16 protein-coding genes and 1 pseudogene are annotated in these 25,438 nt (G+C 68.3%); 5 read left to right on the top strand and 12 right to left on the bottom strand.

Features of this window, described 5'->3' with window-relative positions; all coding sequences use genetic code 11:
* Both GTY56_RS35985 and GTY56_RS35990 read left to right on the top strand, forming a co-directional pair.
* Window positions 1-1,234, top strand: a 1,234-nt coding sequence (locus GTY56_RS35985) for a metallophosphoesterase (RefSeq protein ID WP_237525187.1), incomplete at its 5' end; no start/stop codon positions are given.
* Between the two features lie 200 nt (window positions 1,235-1,434).
* Window positions 1,435-2,988 carry an ABC transporter substrate-binding protein gene (locus GTY56_RS35990; protein ID WP_161369476.1) on the top strand — a complete coding sequence of 518 codons (1,554 nt, stop codon included), beginning with the start codon at window positions 1,435-1,437 and terminating at the stop codon, window positions 2,986-2,988.
* A 19-nt stretch (window positions 2,989-3,007) separates the two neighbouring features.
* Here GTY56_RS35990 and GTY56_RS35995 read toward each other — a convergent pair whose 3' ends face one another.
* From GTY56_RS35995 to GTY56_RS36010, 4 genes are all read right to left on the bottom strand, one after another.
* Complete coding sequence (locus tag GTY56_RS35995; RefSeq protein ID WP_161369477.1) at window positions 3,008-3,754, bottom strand: TetR family transcriptional regulator; 747 nt, start codon at window positions 3,752-3,754, stop codon at window positions 3,008-3,010.
* Between the two features lie 32 nt (window positions 3,755-3,786).
* Window positions 3,787-4,281: a thiol-disulfide oxidoreductase DCC family protein gene (locus tag GTY56_RS36000; RefSeq protein WP_161369478.1), complete on the bottom strand. Its 495-nt coding sequence runs from the start codon at window positions 4,279-4,281 to the stop codon at window positions 3,787-3,789.
* A gap of 19 nt (window positions 4,282-4,300) precedes the next feature.
* Window positions 4,301-4,708 (bottom strand): hypothetical protein, encoded by a 408-nt coding sequence (locus tag GTY56_RS36005; RefSeq protein ID WP_107455803.1) that lies wholly within the window; start codon window positions 4,706-4,708, stop codon window positions 4,301-4,303.
* A 397-nt stretch (window positions 4,709-5,105) separates the two neighbouring features.
* The gene (locus tag GTY56_RS36010) at window positions 5,106-8,594 is read right to left on the bottom strand and encodes a DNRLRE domain-containing protein (protein WP_161369479.1); all 3,489 of its coding nucleotides are present in this window, start codon (window positions 8,592-8,594) and stop codon (window positions 5,106-5,108) included.
* 542 nt (window positions 8,595-9,136) lie between these two features.
* Between GTY56_RS36010 and GTY56_RS36015 the strand changes: the two genes are divergently transcribed.
* Window positions 9,137-16,330, top strand: a complete 7,194-nt coding sequence (locus tag GTY56_RS36015) for a polymorphic toxin-type HINT domain-containing protein (protein WP_161369480.1) — start codon at window positions 9,137-9,139, stop codon at window positions 16,328-16,330.
* Between the two features lie 196 nt (window positions 16,331-16,526).
* Here the strand turns inward: GTY56_RS36015 and GTY56_RS40195 are convergent, their stop codons facing one another.
* The 8 genes and pseudogenes from GTY56_RS40195 to GTY56_RS36050 all read right to left on the bottom strand — a co-directional run bounded on the left by GTY56_RS40195 (window position 16,527) and on the right by GTY56_RS36050 (window position 22,904).
* Complete coding sequence (locus GTY56_RS40195) at window positions 16,527-16,817, bottom strand: hypothetical protein (protein ID WP_202511206.1); 291 nt, start codon at window positions 16,815-16,817, stop codon at window positions 16,527-16,529.
* A 242-nt stretch (window positions 16,818-17,059) separates the two neighbouring features.
* Window positions 17,060-17,179, bottom strand: a pseudogene (locus GTY56_RS36020) (DUF2637 domain-containing protein); the annotation flags it as partial.
* A gap of 807 nt (window positions 17,180-17,986) precedes the next feature.
* Window positions 17,987-18,607 carry a Uma2 family endonuclease gene (locus GTY56_RS36025; RefSeq protein WP_161369481.1) on the bottom strand — a complete coding sequence of 207 codons (621 nt, stop codon included), beginning with the start codon at window positions 18,605-18,607 and terminating at the stop codon, window positions 17,987-17,989.
* Between the two features lie 153 nt (window positions 18,608-18,760).
* Window positions 18,761-19,540 (bottom strand): succinate dehydrogenase iron-sulfur subunit, encoded by a 780-nt coding sequence (locus tag GTY56_RS36030; protein ID WP_161369482.1) that lies wholly within the window; start codon window positions 19,538-19,540, stop codon window positions 18,761-18,763.
* Window positions 19,540-21,294 carry a succinate dehydrogenase flavoprotein subunit gene (gene sdhA, locus GTY56_RS36035; RefSeq protein WP_107455799.1) on the bottom strand — a complete coding sequence of 585 codons (1,755 nt, stop codon included), beginning with the start codon at window positions 21,292-21,294 and terminating at the stop codon, window positions 19,540-19,542. Before sdhA ends, GTY56_RS36030 begins: the two co-directional genes overlap by 1 nt.
* Window positions 21,295-21,313: 19 nt before the next feature.
* A complete protein-coding gene (locus GTY56_RS36040) occupies window positions 21,314-21,796 on the bottom strand; it encodes a succinate dehydrogenase hydrophobic membrane anchor subunit (RefSeq protein WP_161369483.1) in 483 nt (160 codons plus the stop codon).
* Between the two features lie 5 nt (window positions 21,797-21,801).
* Window positions 21,802-22,182 (bottom strand): succinate dehydrogenase, cytochrome b556 subunit, encoded by a 381-nt coding sequence (sdhC, locus tag GTY56_RS36045; protein ID WP_031107855.1) that lies wholly within the window; start codon window positions 22,180-22,182, stop codon window positions 21,802-21,804.
* 248 nt (window positions 22,183-22,430) lie between these two features.
* Window positions 22,431-22,904, bottom strand: a complete 474-nt coding sequence (locus GTY56_RS36050) for a 2-oxo-4-hydroxy-4-carboxy-5-ureidoimidazoline decarboxylase (protein WP_161369484.1) — start codon at window positions 22,902-22,904, stop codon at window positions 22,431-22,433.
* Between the two features lie 290 nt (window positions 22,905-23,194).
* Between GTY56_RS36050 and GTY56_RS36055 the strand changes: the two genes are divergently transcribed.
* Together GTY56_RS36055 and GTY56_RS36060 are read left to right on the top strand one after the other, a co-directional pair.
* Window positions 23,195-24,796 (top strand): beta-N-acetylhexosaminidase, encoded by a 1,602-nt coding sequence (locus GTY56_RS36055; RefSeq protein WP_161369492.1) that lies wholly within the window; start codon window positions 23,195-23,197, stop codon window positions 24,794-24,796.
* Between the two features lie 95 nt (window positions 24,797-24,891).
* Window positions 24,892-25,398, top strand: coding sequence for a hypothetical protein (locus tag GTY56_RS36060; RefSeq protein ID WP_161369485.1), 507 nt, complete (start codon window positions 24,892-24,894; stop codon window positions 25,396-25,398).
* Window positions 25,399-25,438 lie beyond the last annotated feature (40 nt).

A 25,438-nucleotide genomic window follows, 5' to 3' on the forward strand; every position in this document is an offset into this window, starting at 1 on the left:
AGCCGCTTCGCGGCGCGATGGTGGCGTCGGCGCGACCGCCGCGCCGCGGACTGACGGCAGCGGTCCGGCCGCCGCGTCCGAGGCCGTGGCAGGCTCCCGGCCGGGCGGCGGCGCCGGCCATGTACCTGCGTCCGCAGCCGCTTCACATCCTGGCCGTGGCGTCGGCGAGTCCACGGCCACGACCGCCGCGGCGCAGGCTGGCAGCAGTGGTCCGGCCGTCGCGTCCGAGGCCGTGGCAGGCTCCCGGCCGGGCGGCGGAAGCACCCACGCACCTGCGCCCGCAGCCGCCTCGCACTCCGGCCGCGGCGCCGCCGCCACCGGCCTCCACCCGGCGAGCGGGCCGGGCCCGGACGCGTCGCCCGAGGCGTCCCCGGAGCCGACCGGCGCCGCCATCCCCACCCCCACCGGCCCCTCCCGTCGCCTCTTCGTCTCCCGCGTCGTCGCCGGGGCCGCCGCGGCGGCCGCCGTCGGGACCGTGGGGTACGGGACGTACGGCGTGCTGCGCGGGCCGAAGGTCAAGCGGGTGACCGTGCCCCTGGCCAAGCTGCCGCGCGCCGCGCACGGGTACCGGATCGCCGTGGTCAGCGACGTGCACCTCGGCCCGGTCCTGGGACGCGGCTTCGCACAGAAGGTCGTCGACACGATCAACTCGACCCAGCCCGACCTGATCGCGGTCGTCGGTGACCTGGTCGACGGCAGCGTGAAGGACCTGGGCCCGGCGGCCGCCCCGCTCGCGCAGCTGAGGGCCCGTCACGGCTCCTACTTCGTCACCGGCAACCACGAGTACTTCTCCGGCGCCGAGCAGTGGGTCGAGGAGGTCCGCCGCCTGGGTATCGACCCCCTGGAGAACGCCCGCCGGGAGATGCCCCACTTCGACCTGGCCGGTGTCAACGACGTGGCCGGCGAGGAGGAGGGCCAGGGCCCCGACTTCGCGAAGGCGCTCGGCGACCGGGACACCGCACGCGCGTGCGTCCTGCTCGCCCACCAGCCCGTCCAGATCCACGACGCCGTCGAGCACGGCGTCGACCTCCAGCTCTCCGGCCACACCCACGGCGGCCAGCTCTGGCCCGGCAACCTCATCGCCTCCGGCGCCAACCCCACCCTCGCGGGCCTGGACCGCTACGGCGACACCCAGCTCTACGTCTCGCGCGGCGCCGGCGCCTGGGGCCCGCCCACCCGCGTGGGCGCCCCGTCGGACATCACCCTGATCGAGCTGGCGTCGAGGCAGGCCTGACCGCGCGCAAGCCTGACCGCGCACCCTGTGGGAACGCTGTGAAATCAGCCTGAAACGCCCATCGGTAAGGTCTTTCCCAACTCATCAGATCTCCCTTCCCCCTGCTCGAAATCCTGTGATTGGGTGAGCCCGCCACGAAGGGTGTGGCATACGCACAAGGGCCTCAACGGGCCTCAAAGGGCCTGGGGAGGGCACAGCCGATGCGATCGGTTCGCATACGGATACTCGCGGGGCTGCTCGTCCTGGCCGCCGCGGGCGTGGGCGCCTGGCAGCTCCTGCCGTCGAAGGGCGACGCGAAGACCATCACGGTCGGCACGACGGACGGCGTCACCTCGCTCGACCCCGCCGGCGCCTACGACGCGGGCTCCTGGGCGCTGTTCAGCAACGTCTTCCAGTCGCTGCTGACCTTCGCGCCGGGCGGCACCGCCCCCGTGCCGGACGCGGCGAAGAGCTGCGCGTTCGTCCGGGGCGACCTCACCACCTACCGCTGCGAGCTGCGCGACGGCCTCACCTTCCCGAGCGGCCGGGCGATGAACGCCGAGGACGTGAAGTACTCCTTCGACCGGATCCTGAAGATCAAGGCCCCGGTCGGCCCGGCGTCCCTGTTCGGCACGCTCGGCTCCGTCGCCGCCGACGGCATGACCGTCACCTTCCACCTGACCTCGCCGGACGCGACGTTCCCCTTCAAGGTGGCCACCGGCGCCGGCTCGATCGTCGACCACACCGCGTACCAGGCGGACACGCTGCGCACCGGCGACCGCGTCGACGGCACGGGCCCGTACACCCTCACCTCGTACCAGAAGGACCGGGACGCGGTCCTCGCGCCCAACCAGCACTACCGGGGCGCCGTCAGCGGCACCGGCAAGCCCGTCGAACTGCGCTACTACGCGACCCCCGAGGCCCTCGACACCGCCTGGAAAGACCGGCAGGTCGAGGTCGCCACCGACCAGCTGCCGCCCGGCGTCCTGGCCGGTCTCAACCCGAGCGACCCCACCCAGCGCGTCTACGAGGCCGACGGGTCCGAGACCCGCAACCTGTACTTCAACACCCGCGCGGGCAAGCCGCTGCACGAGCCGAAGGTCCGCCGGGCCATCGCCTGGCTGGTCGACCGCGAGCGGCTGGCCGCCACCGTCTACGACGGCACCGTCGATCCGCTGTACTCCCTGATCCCGGCCGGTCTCACCGGACACACCGCCTCCTTCTTCGACGACTACCCGAAGCCGGACCGGAAGAAGGCCCGGCACCTGCTCACCCGGGCCGGTGTGAGCCTGCCGGTGCACTTCACCTACGGCTACGCCGAGGGCCGCGGGGCCGGCGAGCAGGAGGGCGCCGAGATCAAGAGGGAGCTGGAGGCGAGCGGCCTGTTCAAGGTCACCCTCAAGGGCTACGAGTGGACGGCCTTCCAGAAGCAGTGGGCGAGCGGCAAGCTCGACGCGTACGCCGTCGGCTGGGTCGCCGACTTCCCCGACCCGGACACCTTCGGCGCCGCGCTCGTCGGCACCGGCAGCGCCATGAACACCGGCTACAGCAGCAAGACCGTCGACCGGCTCATCACGGACAGCAGGCGCTACGCGGAGCGGACCGAGGCCGACCAGGACTTCCGCTCGGTGCAGCAGACCGTCGCCCAGGACGTCCCGGTGCTGCCGCTGTGGCAGGCCAAGGAGTACGTCGTCACCACCGAGGACGTCGGCGGCGGCCAGTACCTGTCGGACGGCACGGGGGTGTTCCGCCTGTGGAGCCTGACCGCGCTCTGACGTCCCGTCCGCCCGCGGCTCAGGGGTCGGCGCGCCGCCGGGCCGCCGGATCGGGGATGGCGTTCGTCATCCCCGGCAGGAACTCCGTGAACAGCTCGTGCACCTCGCGCACGAGCGGCCGCAGCACCCGGAAGCGGGCCAGGGCGACGCCCCGCGCGGTGAGCCGGGCGCCGCGCTCGGCCAGCCGGTAGCTGCGCTCGCGCCCCTCGGTGCGGTCGAAGATCCAGTACAGGACGAGCCCCATCTGGGACAGCCACATCAACTCGGGCAGAACCTCCCGCAGTTCCTCGGGCACCTTGGTCTTGGTGGCCCCGGCGAGCACCTCCCGGTGGACGCTGATGGCCTCCTCGCGCGCGTGCTCCGACTCGGGGGAGAAGGGGCTGAGCGGGCTGTCGGGATCGGCGGCGTTCTTGAAGAACTGCACCGCGAACTCGTGGTAGGGCGCGGCGATGTCCAGCCAGGCCCGCAGCACGCCCGCCAGCCGGGCCTCCAGGTCGCGCTCCCGGTCCAGGATCTCCCGGACCGCCACCTGGTGCTCGGCGGCGATCCGGTCGTAGAAGCCCTGGATCAGGTGCTCCTTGCCGGCGAAGTAGTAGTACGCGTTGCCGACGGAGACCCCGGCCTCCTTGGCGATGGCCCGCATCGTCGTCTTGTCGTAGCCGCGCTCCTGGAACAGCCGCATGGCCGTCTCCAGGATCAGGGCGCGGGTCTGCTCGGACTTGGTGGGGGTGGCGCCGTCGTCGGGGCCGTCGTTCATCGCGGGCACGGGAAGAGAGCCTAACGTCAGCACCGGCGCGGCTACCGGGGGGCGCAGGTGCCGTCGGCGCAGCCCGGCGCGGTGTAGCTCCATCCGCTGCCGGGGGCGTACGACCAGCCGTCCGCGCGCCGGTACACCTGGCCGCCCCACTGCGCGCCGCCGCGCTGCCCCCGGTGCCCCTGTGCCCCGCGCCACTTGGCGGCGGCGAGCATCGCGCCCTTGGCCAGCCGGGCACCGGCCGGGGTGCTCAGCCGGTGGGCGAGCGGCCGGTGCTCGCGCAGCGCCCACAGGGTGACCACCCAGGCGGCAGGGCCCCGGTAGACCTGCCCGGCGTCGCCGATGACGGTGATCTCGTCGAGGGTGGCGCCGTGGTCGAGGCCGGGGAAGCGCCGCCGGGCCTCCTCGGAGGCGGCCGGGACCAGCTCCAGCGGCACCAGCTTCGGCTGCCGCAGGAGCCAGTCGCGCAGGAACGCGCACAGGGAGCACTCGGCGTCGTACAGGACGGTGAGACGGCGGACCGGTGCGGTGGCGTTCATGCCGTTCTCCACTGTCCGCTCAGGCCTGCGCCTGCGGGGCGACCCAGCCCTGCGGCGGCACCGGCGGGACCTGCTCCCGCTCCATGGCGCCCCGGCGCCGGATCCGGTTGAGCACGTAGACGTTGCCCAGGTGCATCACGCCCAGGACCAGCAGCACCACGCCGAGCTTGGTCGACAGAGCCTCGAAGATGCCGCGCGCGTCGGTGATGGTCTCGTCGTCGCTCAGATACAGCGCGACGAACCCGAGGTTGACGAGGTAGAAGCCGACCACCAGGAGGTGGTTGACGGCGTCGGCGAGCTTCTCGTTGCCGTGCAGCACGTCGGCGAGGAAGACCCTCCCGTTGTGGCTGAGCGTGCGGGCCACCCAAACGGTCAGACCGATGCTGACCAGCAGGTAGATGACGTAGGCAATGACAGTGCGGTCCATGGCCCCACCCTTCTTGAACACGTTCAAAAGCTGTCGGGGATGACTCTAGACCTACTTTTGAACATGTTCAACACGTGGTCGGCGGTTGATGGTCAGGGGTGCCTTGTGCGGTCGTCGGCAGGGGAAGGTGACGTTCGTCGTCGAGACGACGGCGGAGCGGCCCTGGCCGAGCGGGCCGTCGCGGGAATGGCCTTCTGCTGGTGGCAGGGCGCCCCTGCGGTCCCGACGCCGGGGCACCTCCCCTACGAAGGCGACCGCCTGCCGGCGGTGATCCTGAGCAAGGCGATGATGCCGACAGGTGACGCGAAGATCACGTGCTCAAGGATCTTGAGGCAGCTGTGAACGGGTCGAGGGCTGCTCCTTTGAAGGGGCAGCCCTCGACCGGTAACTCAGCGCGTCACCCGATGCCGATACGGGTCTTCCAGTAGTCCGCCCGGGCGATGACCTCCGTACCCGAGCCGCTCAGAGCGGTCTTGCCGCCGGCGTGGAAGCGCACGGATCCATCGGCCCGGACGGCCCAGATGTCGGGGACCGTGTCGCCGTTGGCGCTCGGCGTGCCCATCAGATGGGGCATGGCGCTGCTCGACCATCCGGAGGCGCCGTATTCGTTGTCCTCACCGCCCGAGGAATTCGCCGCCGTGGCCAGAGAACCGAGATCGACTCCGCCACCGGAAGCGGCGATGCCCTTGCGAAGCCACAACTTCCCGGAGACGTCGGACCGGTAGACAAGGTCGGTCACGCCGTCACCGGAGACGTCTTGGGTGACGACCAGGTCGCGTTCCTTCCATGCGGAGGAGTTGAGCCGGACGGCCAGGTCGACCGTCGCGCCGTGGTAGCCGGTGAAGGCCCAGAGTTCGTCGTCGGTGCCGGCGCTGTTCCGCACCGTGGCGAAGAAGTCGGGGCGGCCGTCTCCGGTGACGTCCCCTGCGCAGACGATCTGAGTGAAGTCGGCCGGGCTGGGGGCCCCTTCTGGCAGCAGGATCTCCTGACGCCGGTCGACGTTGACGGCGCCGTAGCCGTCCCCGGGGTACACCCAGAGCTTGCCGGACAGGCGGACGACGAGGTCTTGGAGGCCGTCACCGCCGTAGATGTCACCGTTATGGGTGATCAGGGCTCCCTTGAAGTGCCCTGATGAGGCCGGGACGTACGGGGGCAGGTCGTCTCCGCTGGGGTCCTTGTCGGGGTTCGACCGATAGGCACCCGCCATGGAGTAGTCCAGGTCACCGGTGCCCTTTGCGAGGTCGTCCTTGTCGGCCTGGGACGGGTACATGGCCAGGTTGCCGCCCTCGGTCACCACCATGAGGTCGGGCAGCTTGTCGCCGGTGAAGTCGCCGGGGCTGTCGGCCTGGTCCCGCGGGGAGACGTAGAAGAAGTATTTCGTGGGATCAGAGGGATTGCCCGCGCCGTCGATGGCCCGGACGTAGAGGACATTGGGCCCGGCAGTCGGAGGCTTCGCCCCGGACAGAACGGCACTCACGCTTGTCGCCGTACCGCTCGTCCGCCCGACGTTGCCGGTGTAGGTGGCCGAATTGAAGCCGTACTCGTAGCGCACGACGTCGCTGTTCAGGGCCCGCACGGTGAACGCTCCAGCGGTGCCGAACTTCTTGGCCGACCAGTTGGCGTCCTCGGCGTCGTTGCCGAAACCATTCTGGTTGCCGTCCGCGTTGGGGTAGTCGGTGGAACTGACCACGGGCGGCCGGGGCGCCGACGTGTCCAGCACGAACCGGCAGGGTGTTTTGACCGGGTAGTACGACGACGTCGTGCCGGCATCGTCGATGGCCCGGACCCGCCAGGAGTACGTGGTCCCGTTCTTGAGTTTGGTTGTGGAGAACTCCTTCGTCGACCGCAGAGCCGTACCGGTATCGCCTCCGACGGAAACCTTGCCGGTCGAGCCGAGCAGATCTCCGGCGGAATCCCACTGTCCGGTCGGCCAGAGGTCGAAGTCGAGGTAGTCCAGGTTCTTGTCCTTGTCGGTGCCCTTCGCAGTGAAGGTCAGGGCACCGGAACCCATGCGGACGTACGGCTTGGTGGTGGTGCACTTGCCGTCCGGGCCCATGTCCAGCGAGTTCGAGACGACAGAGGGCCGGCGGTTGTAGACCAGCTCGAGGACAGGCGCGTAGTCCTGGGTGGCATGGAATTTCTTCCATGCGTACTGGGACTTCTCGTCGCGAGCACGCAGCCCGAAGGTGATGCTGTCGTCACCCTTGTCCGCTGCCTTCTGCGCACCCTTCCTCACGTCGAAGGTCTCGAAGGCGTCCCGGCAGCCGGACTTGTAGCCGTGCGCGAAGCTCTTGGTCGCCAGTTTGTTTCCGTCGTGGAGCTTCGGGGCGTTCTTCCAGTTGGTGTGGGAGTCGATCTCTCCGGTGAGGTGCACGCTCATCGAACGGGCGCTGCAGGACCAGGAGTAGGACTCGAGCAGCCGCAGTTTGGCTTTGGTGATCTTCGTGCCCTTGAGGTCCCTGTCAAAGGAGATGTTGAAGAACGAGCGGGAGGTGCCCCAGGTGTCGGACTCGAAGCCGACGCGCGCCTCATGTGTGCCGCCCTTGTTGAAGCCCTTGCCGTTGTAGAACGTGGCGTTGGGGTGGCGGTTGTAGGCGGTGGTCCAGTCCTGGGTGTGCTTCTTGACGGAGGGGTCAATGAACACCGGGTACGTGGTGGCCGGGTCGTCGAGGAAGTCCTGGTCGGGTGTGAGCCTCCATTGTCCGGTGGACAGGTCCGCCTCGACGAGTTCACCGCGAGAGTCGGGAGAAGGCCCCTCCAGAGAGGGCAGACCGAGCGTCGCGGCGGAACCCGACTGCGACGGTGCCGGAGTCGGTTCCGCCGGCGCTGAGGGCAGCGGCGACTCTGCCGGTTCAGGGGCAGAACTGTCGCTCGCCGATGGGAGCACCTCGACGTCCGTGTCGCTCTGCTCGTCGGACTCGACGGCTTCCTCTTCGGCGGTCGGGCTCGGGCTCTCGTCGGGAAGCCCGCCTGTGTCCGCCGGGTCGGGGGTCTCGGACCCGGTCGGTTGGGCCGTCGCTCCGACACCGCCATCGGTGACGGCCGGCTGTCCGCTGCTGTCCCACATCAGCGGGGTGGGCGACATCGCGACTTCTTCGTCATCGGCGTTCTCGGCGCTGACGATTCCGGTCACCGGGTCGAGACGGAAAGTCAGCTGCGCGGAGTGCAGGCCGTACACCAACTGCCGGACATGCGGGTCGGATGCCGCCTGACGATTCTTCAGCACCATCAGCTGACCGAAGCCGTCGTCGTCGGCGGTGAGCACGAGGTCCCCGCCGGGGAAGATCTCGGGGTACAGCGCACGGTTGCCGTCGATGATCGGGGTCGGGACGGGGCCAGGCCAGGTGAGCTGGATCTTGTACTCGTTGCCGGCACCCACATACAGAGTGACCAGCGGATTCTCGGCGGCGTCAGCGGCTGCCCGCCGTACCAGGGACACCCGTCGCATCGTGGAGCGGGACGCTCGCTGTCCGTCCTGTTCCCCGGACCCGGGCGAGAACACCATGCGGGTGTTGGTGGCCTTCGGCTCCCACCCGCTCCCCGTACGGCGCAGATTCGGATCGACCTTCTTCCACTCGCCGCCCACCTTGGCGCGCATGGGCGTGGAGTGGAGCTGTTTGGCCATCAAGCCGTCAGGCCGGGCCCACGTCGTGGAACGGGCGGTGCGGTCGGCCGTGACCTCGACGGGCTTCCCGGTCCGCGCCGCCTGCCTGACGGCGTTGGCTTCCGTGACGGTGCTCGAGCCCGACCAGGGGTCGCGGTCGTCCGGAGCAGGACCGCCGTCCAGTCGTAGTCCCGCGTAGACGATGCCGGTGGCGGCGACAGCGGTGGCGAGCAGCACCACACTGCCTCGACGGCCCGGCCTCGGGCGCCAGTTGCGCGTCATCGGGCGGGTTCCCCTTCCCCCTAGTCCCCCTTGGTACCGGCGCGTACAAGGCGCAGCCGGGCCAGCCGATGATGACCTATGAGGAATCTGTCGTCACCCTGTGGAGATTTCCGGGAGCCGGATTGAGGAACGTGGCCCCGTGTCCCGTAAGGGAAGGAAGGGTGGCTCGCGCTGCGGTGAACGCCCCGTCATCGGCTCCCCGCAAAGGCCGCGAAGCGCTCAAACCGGGGCCATGCACGCGAGCAATTGCTGCGTAATGACTCAGTTCATGCCAAGACTCGGATATGAGTCGAGTGTTCCATCGTGAATCGCTTTCCGCTTTGGTCTGCATTCATCATGCAACAACCCGCTACCTTCCGTGATGATGATCACAGCGGAGCGTCATCTCTGGCTTTCCTTCACAGGGTGATCACAGAATCTTCCGCTGTCTGATACGTCGTCACGCGTGGTCCGTCGCCGGTCCCGCTTCCAGTGGTCCGGGGGACCTCGCCGTGTTCGGTCGACTTTCGCATGCCCGCAAGCCTCGCCTGACGTTCACCGCCGTGCCGGTGACCGCTGCCGCATTGCTGCTGGGGCTGCTGCCCGCACCGGCATTGGCCCTTCCCCCGGATCCGGCCAGGGAGGAAGTCGGGCGCGAAACACTGACGCTCGAGGAACTCGAACGTGACGAGCCCGTTCCGGGCGGAGAGTTCAGTCGGCACCTCAGCACACTGAAGGCCGACGTACCCGAGGATCTGCTCGCCGCCCCGACCGGCACGATCAATCCGCCTTCCAACCAGACAGGTACGGTCACCTTCGGCTCGACGACGACGCCCACGTCGGCCCGCAAGGCCGCCGCCGCCGAGCCGGCAGCTCTCAATCCGGTGGGGGCGCTGCCCGTCAGCCTCGGTCAGGCCCCGGACCAGCCGATGCCGACCGGCACATGGCAGGTCACGATCCCGGACAGGTCCTCGGCGGTCGCCCAGGGAGTGGAGGGCGCCCTCCTGCTGGTTCAGGCACCCGACAGCGGATCGGTGCCCGTCTCCGTCAAGTTGGACTACGCCAAATTCAAGAACCTCTACGGCGCGGACTGGGCGTCCCGTCTGCGTTTCGTCGCGTTCCCCGACTGCTACTGGACCACGCCGGACGACGAGGCGTGCCAGACGTACGAGGAGCTGGAGACGACCAACGACACGGCGGCAGAGTCGCTCACCGCGACCGTCGACCCGGCGGCTGACGGGACGGTCACACCTGCTGCCGCCCCTTCGTCCGGGACCGGCTCGTCCGGTGTGATGCAGGCGTCCTACCAGCGGGCATCCGCGGCGATTCCCGTGGCCGCCGCAGGAAGCACCGCAGTCGTCGGCGTGGTCGACTCCGGCAACAGCGGTGGCGGCACCTTCAAGGCGACGCCGCTCGCCTCCGACGGGAAGTGGGAGGCAGGCGGTTCATCCGGCGCCTTCAACTGGTCCTATCCGCTGACCGTGCCGAGCCCGCCGGCCGGCCCGACACCGACGATCTCCTTCAACTACAGCTCGCACACCGTCGACGGGCGTACCGCGGTGTCCTCGCCCCAGGCCTCCTGGATCGGTGAGGGCTGGTCCTACGACCCGGGCCACATCGAGCGCCGCTACCGCTCCTGCCGGGACGACCGCAAGACGCTCAAGGCCGGCACGCCCAACAACACCGCCAAGAAGGACAAGACGTCCGACCTGTGCTGGGTGTCCTACAACGCGGTGATGTCGCTCAACGGCCGGACGACCGAGCTGGTGCGGGACGCGGGCTCGGGCAGTGACCCGGAGAAGGACACGGAAATCTACCGTCCACAGCAGGACGACGGCACCCGGGTCGAGCACCGCGTCGGCGGCAGCAACGGAGACGACAACGGCGAGTACTGGGTCGTCACCACGACCGACGGCACCAAGTACCACTACGGCCAGAACAGCGTGGGCGGAGGTCACGCCGACACCTCCTCGGTCTCCACCGTGCCGGTCTTCGGCAATCACCCCGGGGAGCCGTGCCACGCCGACGCCTTCGCCGACTCGCGCTGCGGCTCCGGCAAGCGGCAGGCCTGGCGTTGGGGTCTCGACAAGGTCGTCGACGTCAACGGCAACACGATGATCGTCAACTGGAAGCAGGAGACCAACCACTACGCGATCCGCAAGAAGTTCAAGTCGCCGGAACAGTACGACCGCTACGCCTACCCCACTGCGATCGAGTACGGGCTGCGCCCGGACACCCTCACCACACCGTCGGCCACTGTCACCTTCGGCGTGAAGCAACGGTGCCTGCGATCCGAGTCGGCGTGCGACGCGGCGAACTTCGCCAAGACGGACGACCCCGGCGCGTACAGGCCGTGGTGGGACACTCCCGGCAACCTCAACTGCAAGTCCACCTCCAAGCTGTGTCCGCCGTTCCCTTCTTTCTGGACGCAGTTGCGTCTGGACACGGTGACCACGAGGGCGGCTCGTCCCGGGCAGACCGGCCTCGGCAAGGTGGACACGTACACGCTGCACCAGTCCTTCCCGGAGGACTGGTACGACACGTCACCCGGGCTCTGGCTCAACTCGATCACCCGCACCGGCTACGGCCCGGGCGACACCACCGGCACCCTCCAGTCCAAGGACGGCATCAGCTTCGCCCCCTACACGGTCGGAGCCTCGTCACCGCTGCGTGCTCGGCTCAAAGACCGCCAGCTGCCCAACCTGGTACTCACGGGCAAGAGCGACCAGCGCCCTGCGTTCACCCGCCCCCGCATAGGAACGGTCTCCACCGAGTACGGCGGAGACATCGAGGTCGAGTACACCGGCGGGTGCGCGAGCGAACCCGCCGAGGACAAGGGCGAGAACAACGGCACCTGCTACCCGGTGCGCTGGTCACCCGACGGTGACGAGAAGACCCCGGCGAAGTCCTGGTTCAACAAGTACGTGGTGTCGTCGGTGACCGAGACCGACAAGGTCACCTCGCACAGCAAACCGACCGTCACGATGTACACGTACGCGGGCCCGGCGTGGGCCAAGAGCGATGACGAGTTCACGCGTCCCGCTCTGCGGACGTACAGCGACTGGCGGGGACACCGGCAGGTCACGGTCAGGAAGGGCAGCAGGACCAGTTCCGAGCCGGGCGTTCCCCAGTCCCAGTCACAGTCTGTGACGCGCTATTTCCTGGGCACGGGGGGCGAGGTCAAGGACTCCGAGGGCAAGTACACACTGCTGGCGGACGACCAACCGCAATACGCGGGCATGGCCGCCGAAACCATCGCCTACCTCGACTCGGGCGGCGAGGTCTCCAAGCGCACGCTGAACTTCCCGTGGTCCAAGGAAACAGCGTCCCGCGCCCGTGAGAACGAGGACGCGACGACCGCCGATCCGCTGCTCGCCCATCGCACGGGCACCACACGGTCGGACGAGATCCAGAAGATCGGATCGAGTTGGCGTGCCGTCCGCACCCTCACGACGCCCGACGACACGTACGGCCTGCCCGTCCAGGTGGAGACAGCCGTCGTGAAGCCGAGCGGCTCCTCCGAGGTCCTCTCGGACCAGAGCTGCACCAAGGTGTCCTACCTGCACAACACCACGGCCTGGCTCATCGGCCTGCCGAAGGAACAGCGCACCACCGGTACGTCCTGCGCCGGCTACGCCACCGCTGAGCCGGCCACCGAACTGAAGTCGGCCCGCCAGTACAGCTACGACAAGTTGGCCCATGGCGCGGTGCCTACCAAGGGCATGCCCACCACTGTGGCCGAGATCGACGGCATGGGCACCTCGTACTCGGTCGCCACCGAGACGACGTACGACGCTCTCGGACGCGTCCGCACCGTCACCGAGCCGGGGTCGGGCACCTCGGAGACGAGATACACGCCCGAGACCGGTGGTCCGGTCACCACGACCAAGACGATCAACGCCAAGGGACACACCGTCACCACGACGTACGACCCAGGCCGGGGCCTGCCGGTGACGGTCACCGACGCCAACGGCCGAGTGACGCGCAGCGAGTACGACGCACTCGGCCGCCTGGTGAAGGGTTGGACCCCGTCCCGCTCGGCCGGCGGAAAGTCACCGAACGTCGTCGTCGCCTACCAGCCGGCCACCGCCACATCCAGCGCGAACAAGCCCGCCGCGGTATCCGTCGGCACACTCAAGGACGACGGCTCCTACGCTCAGGAAGTCACCGTTTACGACGGCCTGGCGCGCGAGGTCCAGAAGCAGGTCGAGGCCCACGGGCCCGGCCGGATCATCGCGGACATCAAATACAACGACCATGGCCTGGTCGCCGAGAAGACCGGCGCCTACCTGGCCAAGGGCCAGCCCGACACGACGCTCTTCAGGCCCAGATCCACCTCGCTGATCCCGTCCTGGACCCAGTACCGCTACGACGGCCTGGAGCGCGAAGCCCGAGCCTCCGTGTACCAGGGCGGCGGTTACAAGTACGCGACCTTCACGTTCTACGACGCCGTCAGCAAGACGGTGAACCCGCCTGGTTCCACGGCCCCGAGGACACGCACCTACTTCGACGCCCTCGGCCGGACCACATCCGTCAGGCACTTCACCCAGGATGCCTCCAGCGCGACCGCGGGCCGCACCACCACGTACGGCTACGACGCCCGCGGTAACCGCGACAAGGTCACCGACCCGGCCGGCAACGTCTGGTCGTACTCCTACGACGCCCGGGGCCGGCTGACCTCCGCCACAGACCCCGACACGGGGAGCACGGAGACCTGGTACGACACGGCGGACCGACCGAACCGCGTCCGGAACGCTCGCGGTCAGGAGACCTTCACCGAGTACGACGTCCTCGGTCGACCCAGGTACGTCCGGCAGGGATCCGCAGGCGCCACCCCGGTCAAGGAGTACACCTACGACGAAGCCCCCGGCGGTATCGGCCAAGCCGCATCGTCCAAGCGGCACACCGACAGCGGTGACTACGTCAACCGCGTCACGGGCTACGACTCCGAATATCGCATCACCGGCAGCGAAACGGTCATTCCGGCCAACGCGATGACCACGGGACTCTCCGGCACCTACCCCTACGCGTACACCTACACCCCGACGGGCAAGCCCCAGTCGGTCGCCCTGCCGGCCGTCGGCGGCCTGGCCAAGGAGAAGGTCGTCACGCGCTACAACGGCGACGGTATGCCCGAGTCGACCTCGGGCCTGACCTGGTACACCGCCGACGCCACCTATTCGCCCTACGGCGAGGTGCTGCGCACGGTCTCGGGCGCACAGCCGAACCGCGTCTGGACCACCAACTTCGTGGACTCGCACACCGGCCGCCTCCAGCGCACGGTGGCGGACCGGGAGACAGCGGGCCCGCACCGCATCACGGACAGCTACTACTCCTACGACGCGACCGGCACCATCACCTCCAACGCGCGCAAGCTCAGCGAGGCGACGGGCAGCACATGGGACACCCAGTGCTTCACCTACGACGTGATGGGCGAACTGACGCACGCCTGGACGTCGAAGATCGAACCGACCGGCGGCGGCACGGGCTGCAAGTCGGCGAACGGCACGGCTTGGGGCCACCGCACCACCTACGCGACATCCTCGGGCCCGGTCGCCGACGCCGCCGATGCCGAGTCGGACGCCTCGACCCCTGACGACTCCCTTGCTTCGACGCTTGCGGCGGCGGCCCCCGCCCAGGACACCGTGGCTACGGGCACGACGGCCTACAACCAGTCCTTCACCTTCGACTGGCTCGGCAACCGGGCGACGCTCACGGAGCACGACCCGGCGGACGCGACGAAGGACCTCACCTACGCGTACGGCTATGGCAAGACCGTCGCGGGCAGTGGCACGACGTCGTACAAGCCGCAGCCGCACACCATGACGTGGATCAGCTCCACGCCGACAGGCAAGGACAGCGCCTACACCTACGACGCCACGGGCAACACCACCGTCCGAGACCTGTACAACACCACACAGACACTGGCCTGGACACCGGAGAACAAGCTCGACTCCATCACGGACGACGGCAAGAAGACGACGTACGTCTATGACGCCGACGGCAACCGTCTGCTGGAAAACTCCGGGTCCGGTTCGACGCTCTACCTGGGCGACGCCGAGGTGACAACGAACGCATCGGGCACGATCACCCGTGCGTCCCGCTCCTACGTACAGCCAGGCGCCCCCACGGTGGTTCGCACGGCGACCAACGGCTCGACCACGGGCCACAAGGTCAGCACGCTGCTCACCGACCACCTGGGCACGGCCAACACCTCGGTCGACCTCACGACCGGCCAGCCGGTCACCCGCCGCGCGTTCAAACCGTACGGCGAGACCCGCGGCACGAAGCCGGCCGCCTGGCCCAACAAGCGCAGCTACTTGGGCGTGGGCATCGACGACACGGCCACGGGCCTGACGCACATAGGTGCCCGCGAATACGACCAGACGTCGGGCCGCTTCCTATCAGCCGACCCGATCATCGACCTGGCGGACCCACTGCAGATGAACGGGTACGCCTACGCCAACAACAGCCCTGTCAGCCAGTCAGATCCTTCCGGCCTGTGCCCTGTTGATCTGTGCGGCGGGGGCGAAGGCAAAGGCGGCGCCACGAATGGCGAGGTGACCAAGCCGGCCAAGTCGAGCCCTGTCTACCAGGAACTGCCTTACGAACACGTCGTTCCCGGAACCGGCAAGCGTCAGATCTTCCCGGGCGTCTACATCAAGAAGAGCTTCCCGGGCTGGCAGAAGGTACGCAACCGCTTCTACGACTTGTGGATGGGCACGAGGAGCACCAACTGGTCCACGCCCGAGTACCTCGGCGATCGGACCAATCCCGCCCAGCAGAGGCAGGTGCAGCGCTGGCTGTACATGGCCTGCCGGGGTGGCAAGGACTGCCCTGAGGGCACCGCCGCGAGTTTCATGCAGGTCGTGGCCGGTGGCTTCTTCGAGTTCGGCTGGGGCGGGCGGGGCATCCCGGGGGCAGGTGCCCGGGGCAGGGCCAAGCCGCTGCGCGACTGCCAGTGCTTCCTGGCCGGCACCGACGTCCTCATGGCCGACGGCTCCACCCAGGACATCGAGGACATCGAGGTCGGCGAGGCCGTCCAGGCCACCGACCCCGAAACGGGCGAGACCGGCCCTCGGAAGGTCACGCGACTCATCCGTACCGATAGCGACAAGTACTTCAACGAGCTGTCCATAGCCACCGAAGACGGCGTCGAAAAACTCACCGCCACCCACGAGCACCCGTTCTGGTCCCCGTCCGAGCAGGACTGGATCGAGGCGTCCGACCTCAAGCAGGGCATGACCTTGCTCACGGACGACGGCGACACCGCCGTCGTCACGGGCAACCGGCCGTTCACGAAGCACGCACGGACATACAACCTGACGGTTGATGACCTGCATACGTACTATGTGCTGGCGGGACAGACTCCGGTCCTCGTTCACAACAGCAACGGATGTCCTGCAGGTAAGGCACCTGAAGCTCCCACGATCGACATCGGCAACTACCGAGGCCGGTTCCAGGCGTACTTGCATCGTAGCGGCATGAAGCGGTTGCCGGATGATTGGGATGCCCACCATGCCATCCCGCAGGAGTATCGAAACCACCCGGAGTTCAGTGACTTCGACTTCGACGCCCCGTCCAACATGCGTGGAGTTCCAGGCAGTAGAATGAAGTCCCGTGGAGCCAACGTCCATCAAGAGATAACCAATCAATGGAAATGGTTCCGTGACTTGAATCCGAACCCCACGCGAGCACAAATCGAAGACTACGCTGGGCAGATTGATAGGGGATACGGTGCCTATTTCTGGCGTTGATAGTTGGATCGACGAAATGTTGCGCCTGGTCTCACGGTTCGTCGCGGGGTTTGAGGCCGCATATGGATATCCACCAGGCGGGCATTGTGTTTCAAGAGCCGCTGACCGTAGTGGCCGTGACTCGCTCGCGACGGGTTTGAGTAATTCGGGTGCGCGAGATTTGGTCGAGTTTTATTCTCACGTTGCGCGAATTTCCCTACCTGATGTCGGGGTTGGGTATTTTGTTGACGCCGCCGAGGATGTCGTTGACGGTCTGAGTGGAGCTCAGCCGACGCGGTTGATTAGCGAACCGGATAGAGAGATCGCGGTATTTGGCTCCGATGGGGGCGGTGCATTGTTTGCTGCCGATCGAAGAACGGGAGAGATCGTCCGCCTCGAAGGCGGAGCTCTCGTTGGCCCTGCCTATGAGGTTGAAGCGTCTGGCGTGCAGGTGATTGCGCAAGATTTCGCGGGATTTATGCAGTTCCTCCAGGGGGAATTGTTGCAACGGATTCCTTCCGGGGGATAGCTGCTGATTCTGCCCTTAGCTGCGACAGATCTGGTATGTGCTGAGGCAGATGCCCCACCAGGCGTTATCTGGTGGGGCATCTGAGCGCTGTGACGGCAGTAGATGACGGCAGGGATGGTCGAGAGCGCGACCGAAGGCGCTGATGGCGTCGCACTGGAGACGGAGCCGGACGTGGGCGTAGACGGTGGCGGTGCCGATGTGGGCATGGCCGAGGAGTCCCCCGCCTTCCAGCCGCCCTGTCCGGCCGCCACGGCGACGTCGTGGAGGTGGGCGAAGGACAGCGCGGCGGCGATGAGGGTTTGGACGAGCACCGCGTCAACGCGGGCCAGGTGGGCGCGCATGATGCGGCTCTTTTCGAGTTCGGGGATATCAGGGGTGGGGACGGGGCGCGAGACGGTCACGCCGACCGGGGTCTTGAACGAAGATCAGTCGGTCACCGGGCGTGGTTGAATGGCCGGATCGGGCGTCTCAACTGGGGAAGGCGAACGGGTCCGATGTGCGGCCGTGCTGGTTGGTGGAGACGGTCAGGTCGCGCCGGGCACGCCGCCGTCGAAGTAAACGGTTACGCAGCTGTCGGTGGCCGTTCAGGTGGTACTCGACGCACTGCCATGTGCCGGCCGTCGCCGGGGCCGAGGTCTTCCTGGATGTCCAGTCCCCGGTCGGACCGAGGTCGGGCCGACGTCGTAGAAGTTGACCTTTTTGGGTAGGCGCGTACTGGCCGCCGAGCGGCCGGACCAAGGTCGGTGAGTTCGCGAAGCCGGGCCCAGAAACTGTTGCCATCCGGCTTGAGGCTGGGGAAGACGAAAAAGGCGCGGCCGTAGTTGGACGCGGAGTTCGCGGCCGTGGCCGGACGACGAACGGGCGTCGTCAGCGTGTCGTTGGAGGTGTCAGTGGTCCACCCGTGGCCTTAGGCAACCGGGCCGCGGGGAAGGCGGTCGAAGGTTTGGTGGGCGAGGACCGGAGAGAGCTGGCCGAGGCGGTGGGGAGGACCGGGAGCAGCGCGGCGGCTGCGGCCACGAGCGCGGCGGTGGCTCTCCTCAGGGGCGCATGGGCGTCAGTCTGGTGACACCCGGTCCCCTCAATCACAGCGGCAGCACACCTGCTGGCCGAGAATCGATTTTGAGCTGGCCGATTGCGACCGCCGCGACTCAGTCGCTCGTCCTCGCCCGGCCGGCCTTGAGGATCTCCGCCACGTCGAGGGTCACCTTGGCGCCGATGGAGTCGGGAAGGGTGACGAGCTCGCCGGGGGCGTGGGGGCGGTGGTTCTCGTAGCCGCTTCCCACCGGGTCGGTCAGGACGTGGAGGCGTTGGTGCTTGCGGTCCACGATGACGTAGACCGGGACCTTCGCCTCGGCGTAGGCGGCGACCTTGGTCTTCAGGTCGTTCTTCCAATTTGTGGAGGTCACCTCCAGCACCATGCGGAAGCAGACCGGCTCGTAGGCGTTGTTCTCGACGTGACGGTCTTCGAAATCGGCGTCCACGACCGCAAGATCGGGGATGGCGTAGTCCTCCGGCTCCATGGGCAGCCAAAGACCGACGCCCTGAAGGAGTTCGGTTTCGCCTCCATCCAGGTCGGCTGCCATGAAGGGACGCATGAGCTTGGTCAGCGCGCGAGCATGGGCGCCGTCAGGGGACGGGGTCACGAGGAGATGGCCTCCGATGATCTCGACGCGGTAGCCCGGATGGCGCTCCATGATCTCGTCGGCGATGGTCGTGAGGGTGACCGGCTCTTCGTCGTGGAAGGGCTGCTCGACGGAAGCTGCGGACATCAGGTGCCTCCTGGGAACTGGTGTCGAGAGCATCATCGTAGGTCGGACACCGCCCGCGTGTCCGGTCCCGGACTCGTTCACCCGATGGTTTGGCATATGCCAGAAGGCCCCGTCACCAGCGGCGACGGGGCCTTCTCGGTCAAGCAGCCGGGCTCAGTAGCGGCGCGTGATCAGCGCCCGCTTCACCTCGGCGATCGCCTTCGTGACCTCGATGCCGCGCGGGCAGGCGTCCGTGCAGTTGAAGGTCGTGCGGCAGCGCCACACGCCGTCGCGGTCGTTCAGGATCTCCAGGCGCTGCTCGCCGGCCTCGTCACGCGAGTCGAAGATGAAGCGGTGCGCGTTGACAATCGCGGCCGGACCGAAGTACTGGCCGTCGTTCCAGAAGACCGGGCACGACGTGGTGCAGGCCGCGCAGAGGATGCACTTCGTGGTGTCGTCGAAGCGCTCGCGGTCCTCGGCCGTCTGGAAGCGCTCACGCGTCGGCTCGTTCGTGTCCTTCGTGATCAGGAAGGGCATGACGTCGCGGTACGCCTGGAAGAACGGCTCCATGTCGACCACGAGGTCCTTCAGGACCGTGAGGCCCTTGATGGCCTCGACCGTGATCGGCTTCTCGGGGTTGATGTCCTTGATCAGCGTCTTGCAGGCCAGACGGTTCTTGCCGTTGATCCGCATCGCGTCCGAGCCGCAGATCCCGTGCGCGCAGGAACGGCGGAAGGTGAGAGTGCCGTCCAGGTCCCACTTGATCTTGTGGAGGGCGTCGAGGACACGCTCCTTGGGGTCGATCTCCACCTGGAAGTCTTCCCAGACCGCCTCGGCCGCGACCTCCGGGTTGAAGCGGCGGATGCGGAAGGTGACCGTGATGTAGGGGGATTCGGCGAAACCGGGCTCGGGCTTGCCGGCCGCGTCTTCCTTGTCCAGAACAGGGGTAGCCATCAGTACTTACGCTCCATCGGCTGGTAGCGGGTCTGGACGACCGGCTTGTAGTCGAGACGGACGGTTTCGGAGCCGTCGGCGCCGACCTCGCGGTACGCCATGGTGTGCCGCATGAAGTTGACGTCGTCGCGGTTGGGGTAGTCCTCGCGGTAGTGACCGCCGCGGGACTCCTTACGGGCCAGCGCGGAGACCGCCATGACCTCGGCGAGGTCGAGCAGGTTGCCCAGCTCGATGGCCTCCAGCAGGTCCGTGTTGAACCGCTTGCCCTTGTCCTGGATCGCCACGTTCTTGTAGCGCTCGCGCAGCTCAGCGATCTTCTCGACCGCCGTCTTGATCGTCTGCTCGGTGCGGAACACCATGACGTTGGCGTCCATGGTCTCCTGCAGCTCGCGCCGCAGCTCCGCCACCCGCTCGTTGCCGGTGGCGTCGCGCAGCCGCTCCACCTGCTCGACCACGAGCTCGGCCGGGTTCTCCGGCAGCTCGACGAACTCCGCCTTCTGCGCGTACTCCGCGGCGGCGATGCCCGCGCGCTTGCCGAAGACGTTGATGTCCAGCAGCGAGTTCGTGCCGAGACGGTTGGCGCCGTGCACGGACACGCAGGCGACCTCGCCCGCGGCGTACAGGCCGGGAACGACCGTGGTGTTGTCCGCCAGGACCTCACCCTCGACGTTGGTCGGGATGCCGCCCATGGCGTAGTGCGCGGTGGGCTGGATCGGGATCGGGTCCGTGTAGGGCTCGATGCCGAGGTAGGTGCGCGCGAACTCCGTGATGTCCGGGAGCTTCGCGTCCAGCTGCTCCGGCGGCAGGTGCGTGAGGTCGAGGTAGACGTGGTCGCCCTCGGGACCGCAGCCGCGGCCCTCACGGATCTCCGTGTAGATGGAGCGGGACACGACGTCACGGGACGCGAGGTCCTTCATGACCGGCGCGTACTTCTCCATGAAGCGCTCGCCGTCCTTGTTGCGGAGGATGCCGCCCTCACCGCGGGCGCCCTCCGTCAGCAGGATGCCCATGCGCCAGATGCCGGTCGGGTGGAACTGGAAGAACTCCATGTCCTCCAGCGGCAGCCCGCGGCGGTAGACGGCCGCCTGGCCGTCACCGGTCAGCGTGTGCGCGTTGGACGTCACCTTGAAGAACTTGCCGCAGCCGCCGGACGCGTAGACCACGGACTTCGCCTGGAAGACGTGGATCTCGCCGGTGGCGAGTTCGTACGCCACGACGCCCGCCGACTTCTTGACGCCGTCGACCTCGGTGATCAGCTGGTCCAGGACGTAGAACTCGTTGTAGAACTCCACGCCCTCCTTGACGCAGTTCTGGTACAGCGTCTGGAGGATCATGTGGCCGGTGCGGTCGGCCGCGTAGCAGGAGCGGCGGACCGGGGCCTCGCCGTGGTTGCGGCTGTGACCGCCGAAGCGGCGCTGGTCGATGGTGCCGTTCGGCGTCCGGTTGAACGGCAGGCCCATCTTCTCCAGGTCGAGGACCGAGTCGATGGCCTCCTTCGCCAGGATCTCGGCGGCGTCCTGGTCGACCAGGTAGTCACCGCCCTTGACCGTGTCGAAGGTGTGCCACTCCCAGTTGTCCTCCTCCACGTTGGCCAGCGCGGCGGCCATGCCGCCCTGCGCGGCGCCCGTGTGGGAGCGGGTGGGGTACAGCTTCGTCAGGACCGCGGTGCGGCTGCGCTTCGTGGACTCGATGGCCGCGCGCATGCCCGCGCCACCGGCGCCGACGATGACGGTGTCGTACTTGTGGATCTTCATGATTCTCGCAGCCCCGTGCCTAGCGGATGTTCGGGTCGAAGGTGAAGATCACCAGCGTGCCCAGCAGGATGGTGAACACCGTGGCCGTGTAGAGCAGGCCCTTGAGCCACAGCCGGGTGTTCGCGCGCTCCGCGTAGTCGTTGATGACGGTGCGCAGGCCGTTGGCGCCGTGCAGCATGGCGAGCCACAGCATCAGCAGGTCCCAGACCTGCCAGAACGGGGACGCCCAGCGGCCCGCCACGAAGGCGAAGCCGATCTTGGATACGCCGCCGTCCAGCACGAGCTGGATCAGCAGGTGGCCGAGGACCAGGACGACCAGCACGACGCCCGACAGGCGCATGAAGAGCCAGGCGGCCAGCTCGAAGTTGCCCCGGGTGGTCTTCGGGGTCTTCTTGGTGCGCTTGCGCGGGGCCTCGATGAAGGGCGCCGGGTTGTCGACGGTGTAGACGGCGCCGCCCTCGACGGGGCCGACGCCGGCGGCGGTCTTCTCAGACGTGGACATTGGCGTCAGCTCCCGAAGAGTTCACGAGCGGCGTGGCCGAGGACGGGGTAGATGGCCCCGAGCATCAGCACGACCCACAGGGCGACGACGGTCCAGAGCATCTGCTTCTGGTAGCGGGCGCCCTTGATCCAGAAGTCGACAGCGATGACGCGCAGACCGTTGAGCGCGTGGAAGAGGATGGCGGCGACGAGGCCGTACTCCAGCAGCGCGACGATCGGCGTCTTGTACGTGGCCACGACGGTGTCGTAGGCCTCCGGGGACACACGGACGAGGGCGGTGTCCAGCACGTGAACGAACAGGAAGAAGAAGATGAGGACGCCGGTGACTCGGTGAGCCACCCAGGACCACATTCCTTCCCGGCCGCGGTACAGCGTTCCAGCCGGCACGGAAGTTTCCTCCGGGAGCGGGGATTGGGGCCGCGCCGGCTTGGTGTGTCGGTCGGGCCCGGCCGGGTACGGTCCACCGGCCCCCAGCATCGTAGCGATGCGCTGCGGCCGGGCTGCGCCGGGGTCCCCGGGTGTGATCAAACTGGCACGCAAAGAGGTACTGGTGGGCTAGTGCGGCCACAGAGGCGGACGGTGTCCGTGGGACGCCGGGGTGCGGGCCGTCGGTGGTTGATCGCGCCCACGCGGCGCTAGCCGCAGGTCGACTGCAGCCCCGCGCCCCTCAGGGCGCTGATCAGCCGTTCCCTCGCGAGGCGCCGGAGTTCGTCGGCGACCACCTCCCGCTCTTCCTCCGGATCGTTCGCCAATCGTGACCGGATGGCCACCAGGAGCCGGTCCAGGGTCTCCGACGGGGACAGGCCGTCCAGGCAGATGACGAACACATGTCCGAAGCGGGCCTCGTAGGCCGCGTGGGCCGCGCTGAGGGCGGTGTGGGCCGCGGCGTAGGTGTCCGGCGGGAGGGCGGGCAGCGGCTCGGCCGTCAGCGCTTCCGTGAGGTCGGGCCAGGTCAGGTCGTAGGCCGCCTCGTCCGCTGCGGCCAGCAGGGAGTCCACGTCCGGGTAGGGGCGGTGGTCCGCGACGCGCCGGGCCCAGCGAAGGCTGCGCAGGCAGGACAGGAGGGCCTGCTCCAGCTCCTGTGCGGAGGCTGCGTTGAAATGCTCCACCGGTATGGCGAGTCGGCCGGGGAGGTCTGGGAAACGGTGCGCAGGCAGCGTGGTTCCTCGTGGGCGTCACGTGTGTCAGCAGGACGAGCTGTGAGAGATGTGACCTCACGCTATCGAGTACGACCATGACGTGTCCGAAGGATGCCTGAATTTCACCCGGGAGGGAGAGATTCGGCACGCGTGGTGGACGCGCGCCATGCGGCCCCGGGTTTTAGGTTGGCTGAGTGAGTCAGCACAGGCGCCGGACTTCGGCGAAGCAGGAGAAACAGCGGCAGGTGCTGGTCGTGGCCATGGCTGTAGCCCTGGTCGTGGTCGCGGCCGGGGTGAGTCTCGGGCTCTGGGCGGCCTCGGGCGGCGACGGCGGGTCCACCGGCTCGGAGGCCAGATCCTCGCAGGGGGCCACGGCGGCAGCGCCCCCTGACCAGGCACCGGAGGCGGCCCCTACCCCCAGTCCGACGCGCTCCTACCCCCTGTCCGAGGCACCCCGCACCATCCCCGCCGTGCGCGACCACGAACCGGCGCGCGGTCCGGGCTGGAAGCCCGAGAAGGGCAACCGGGTGGTCGTGGACGACCCGGCCCTGGCCGACGAGGGCCGGCTGGTCGCGGGCGAGCTGGGCATGGCGTACGCGGGCGAGAAGGACGACAGGAAGGCAGGGGACCTGCGCCTGGCGCTGAACGACGACAAGGGGGCCAACCCGGAGTCGTACACGATGACCGTGCGCGACGGGCGGGTGGAGATCGCCGGGCCGTCCGACGCCGGGGTCTTCTACGGCACCCGCACGCTCAAACAGGAGACCCACGACGGCGGCACGGCACCCGAGGGCGTCGTGAAGGACGAGCCGGCCAAGCCGCAGCGCGGGTTCATGCTGGACATCGCGCGCAAGAACTTCACGGCCGGCTGGATCGAGGACCGCGTCCGGGAACTGGGCGACCTGAAGTTCAACCAGCTGGGGCTGCACTTCTCCGACGACCAGGGCTTCCGGATCGAGTCCTCCTCCCATCCCGAGGTCGTCTCGCAGCAGCACCTGACCAAGGCCCAGGTGCGGAAGATCATCGACCTGGCGCGGAGCCGGCACATCACGATCGTCCCCGAGATCGACTCGCCCGGGCACCTCGGCGCGGTCCTCGACGCCCACCCCGATCTGCAACTGCGCTCCGCGCAGGGATCGGCGGTGCAGGGCGCCATCGACATCTCCAAGGCCGAGAGCGCCGAGATCGTCGACGACCTGCTCGACGAGTACGCGGACCTGTTCCCCGGCGGGCCGTGGCACCTCGGCGGCGACGAGTACCAGGCACTGACCCGGTCCGATCCGGAGGCGTCGTTCCCGCAGCTGGCCGCGGCCGCCCGGGAGAGGTACGGCTCCGGCGCGACGGTCGCCGACCTCACGACCGGCTGGCTGAACGACCGGGCCGACACCGTTCGCAAGCACCAGCGCGTCCCGCGCGCCTGGAACGACGGCTTCTTCCGCGGCACCTCCGTCCAGGCCGCCAAGGACATCCAGGTGGCCTACTGGACGGGCAAGGAGATCGGCGCCCGGGCTCCCCTGGAGTACCTGGAGGCCGGCCGCAAGGTGATCAACTACAACGACGAGTTCCTGTACTACGTGCTCGGCGAGCCGCAGACCTTCGTCTACCCGACGGGCCGGCGGATCTACGAGCAGTGGACACCGCGGGTGCTGCGCGGCACCGCGGCCGTCCCGGCGCGCTACGACGGCCAGATCCTCGGCGGCTCGTTCGCCGTCTGGTGCGACCTCGCGGACTCCCAGACGGAGGCCCAGGTCGCGGCCGGGATCCGGATGCCGCTGCGGGCGACCGTCCAGAAGCTGTGGGACCCGGACCGGCCCGAGTTGTCCTGGGCGCAGTTCCGGGCGCTGGCGGACAGGCTCGGCTGACCGGAACGAATTGGCTCATACGGCTGCGAACTCCCGTACGGCTGTGGTGGTCTTCTCGCGCGAGTGGAGTCGAATATGCCGGGGGGAACCGGGACATGGGCTACTGGGGATACTTCGTCGTGGGCCGCGGGGAGCGGCCGCTGCCGGAGCTGGACGCGCTGTCGGGGGCCGGGGAGGACCCGACGCAGCGCGCCTCGGCGCCGGGCGGATGGCAGGTGTGGGAGTACCCGAGCAGCGACGGCGACATCGGGAACATGAACGCCCTGGCCCGGGAGACCGGGGCGCCCGCGCTCTTCGGGTACGTCATGAACAGCGAGTGCGTGGTGCTGGAGGCCGCGGCCCCGCAGAGCGGGGCGTGGACGACCTGTCTCGCGCGCTCCGCGATGGCCGGGTACCTGGGGGCGGGCCGTGAGGGCCTCACGCTGGAGGACTACTTCCTGGAGCCCGGTGACGCCGCCGAGCGCGCCGTGCGCTGGGCCGCCGAGGCCGGGTACGACGTGAACGCCGACGCCCTCGTGGCCGTACTGACGTCAGACCCCGACCCCCTGGCCGAAAACCTCTTGTTCCGCTTCCTCGACAGACTGGGCGTGGTGCCCCTGTGACACTCCGGGGCTGTTGCACGCAGTAAGGGGAAGTGCGGGT

Origin of the sequence: Streptomyces sp. SID5643, from assembly GCF_009872555.1 — a bacterium.
In the GTDB taxonomy this organism is placed as follows: domain Bacteria; phylum Actinomycetota; class Actinomycetes; order Streptomycetales; family Streptomycetaceae; genus Streptomyces; species Streptomyces iakyrus.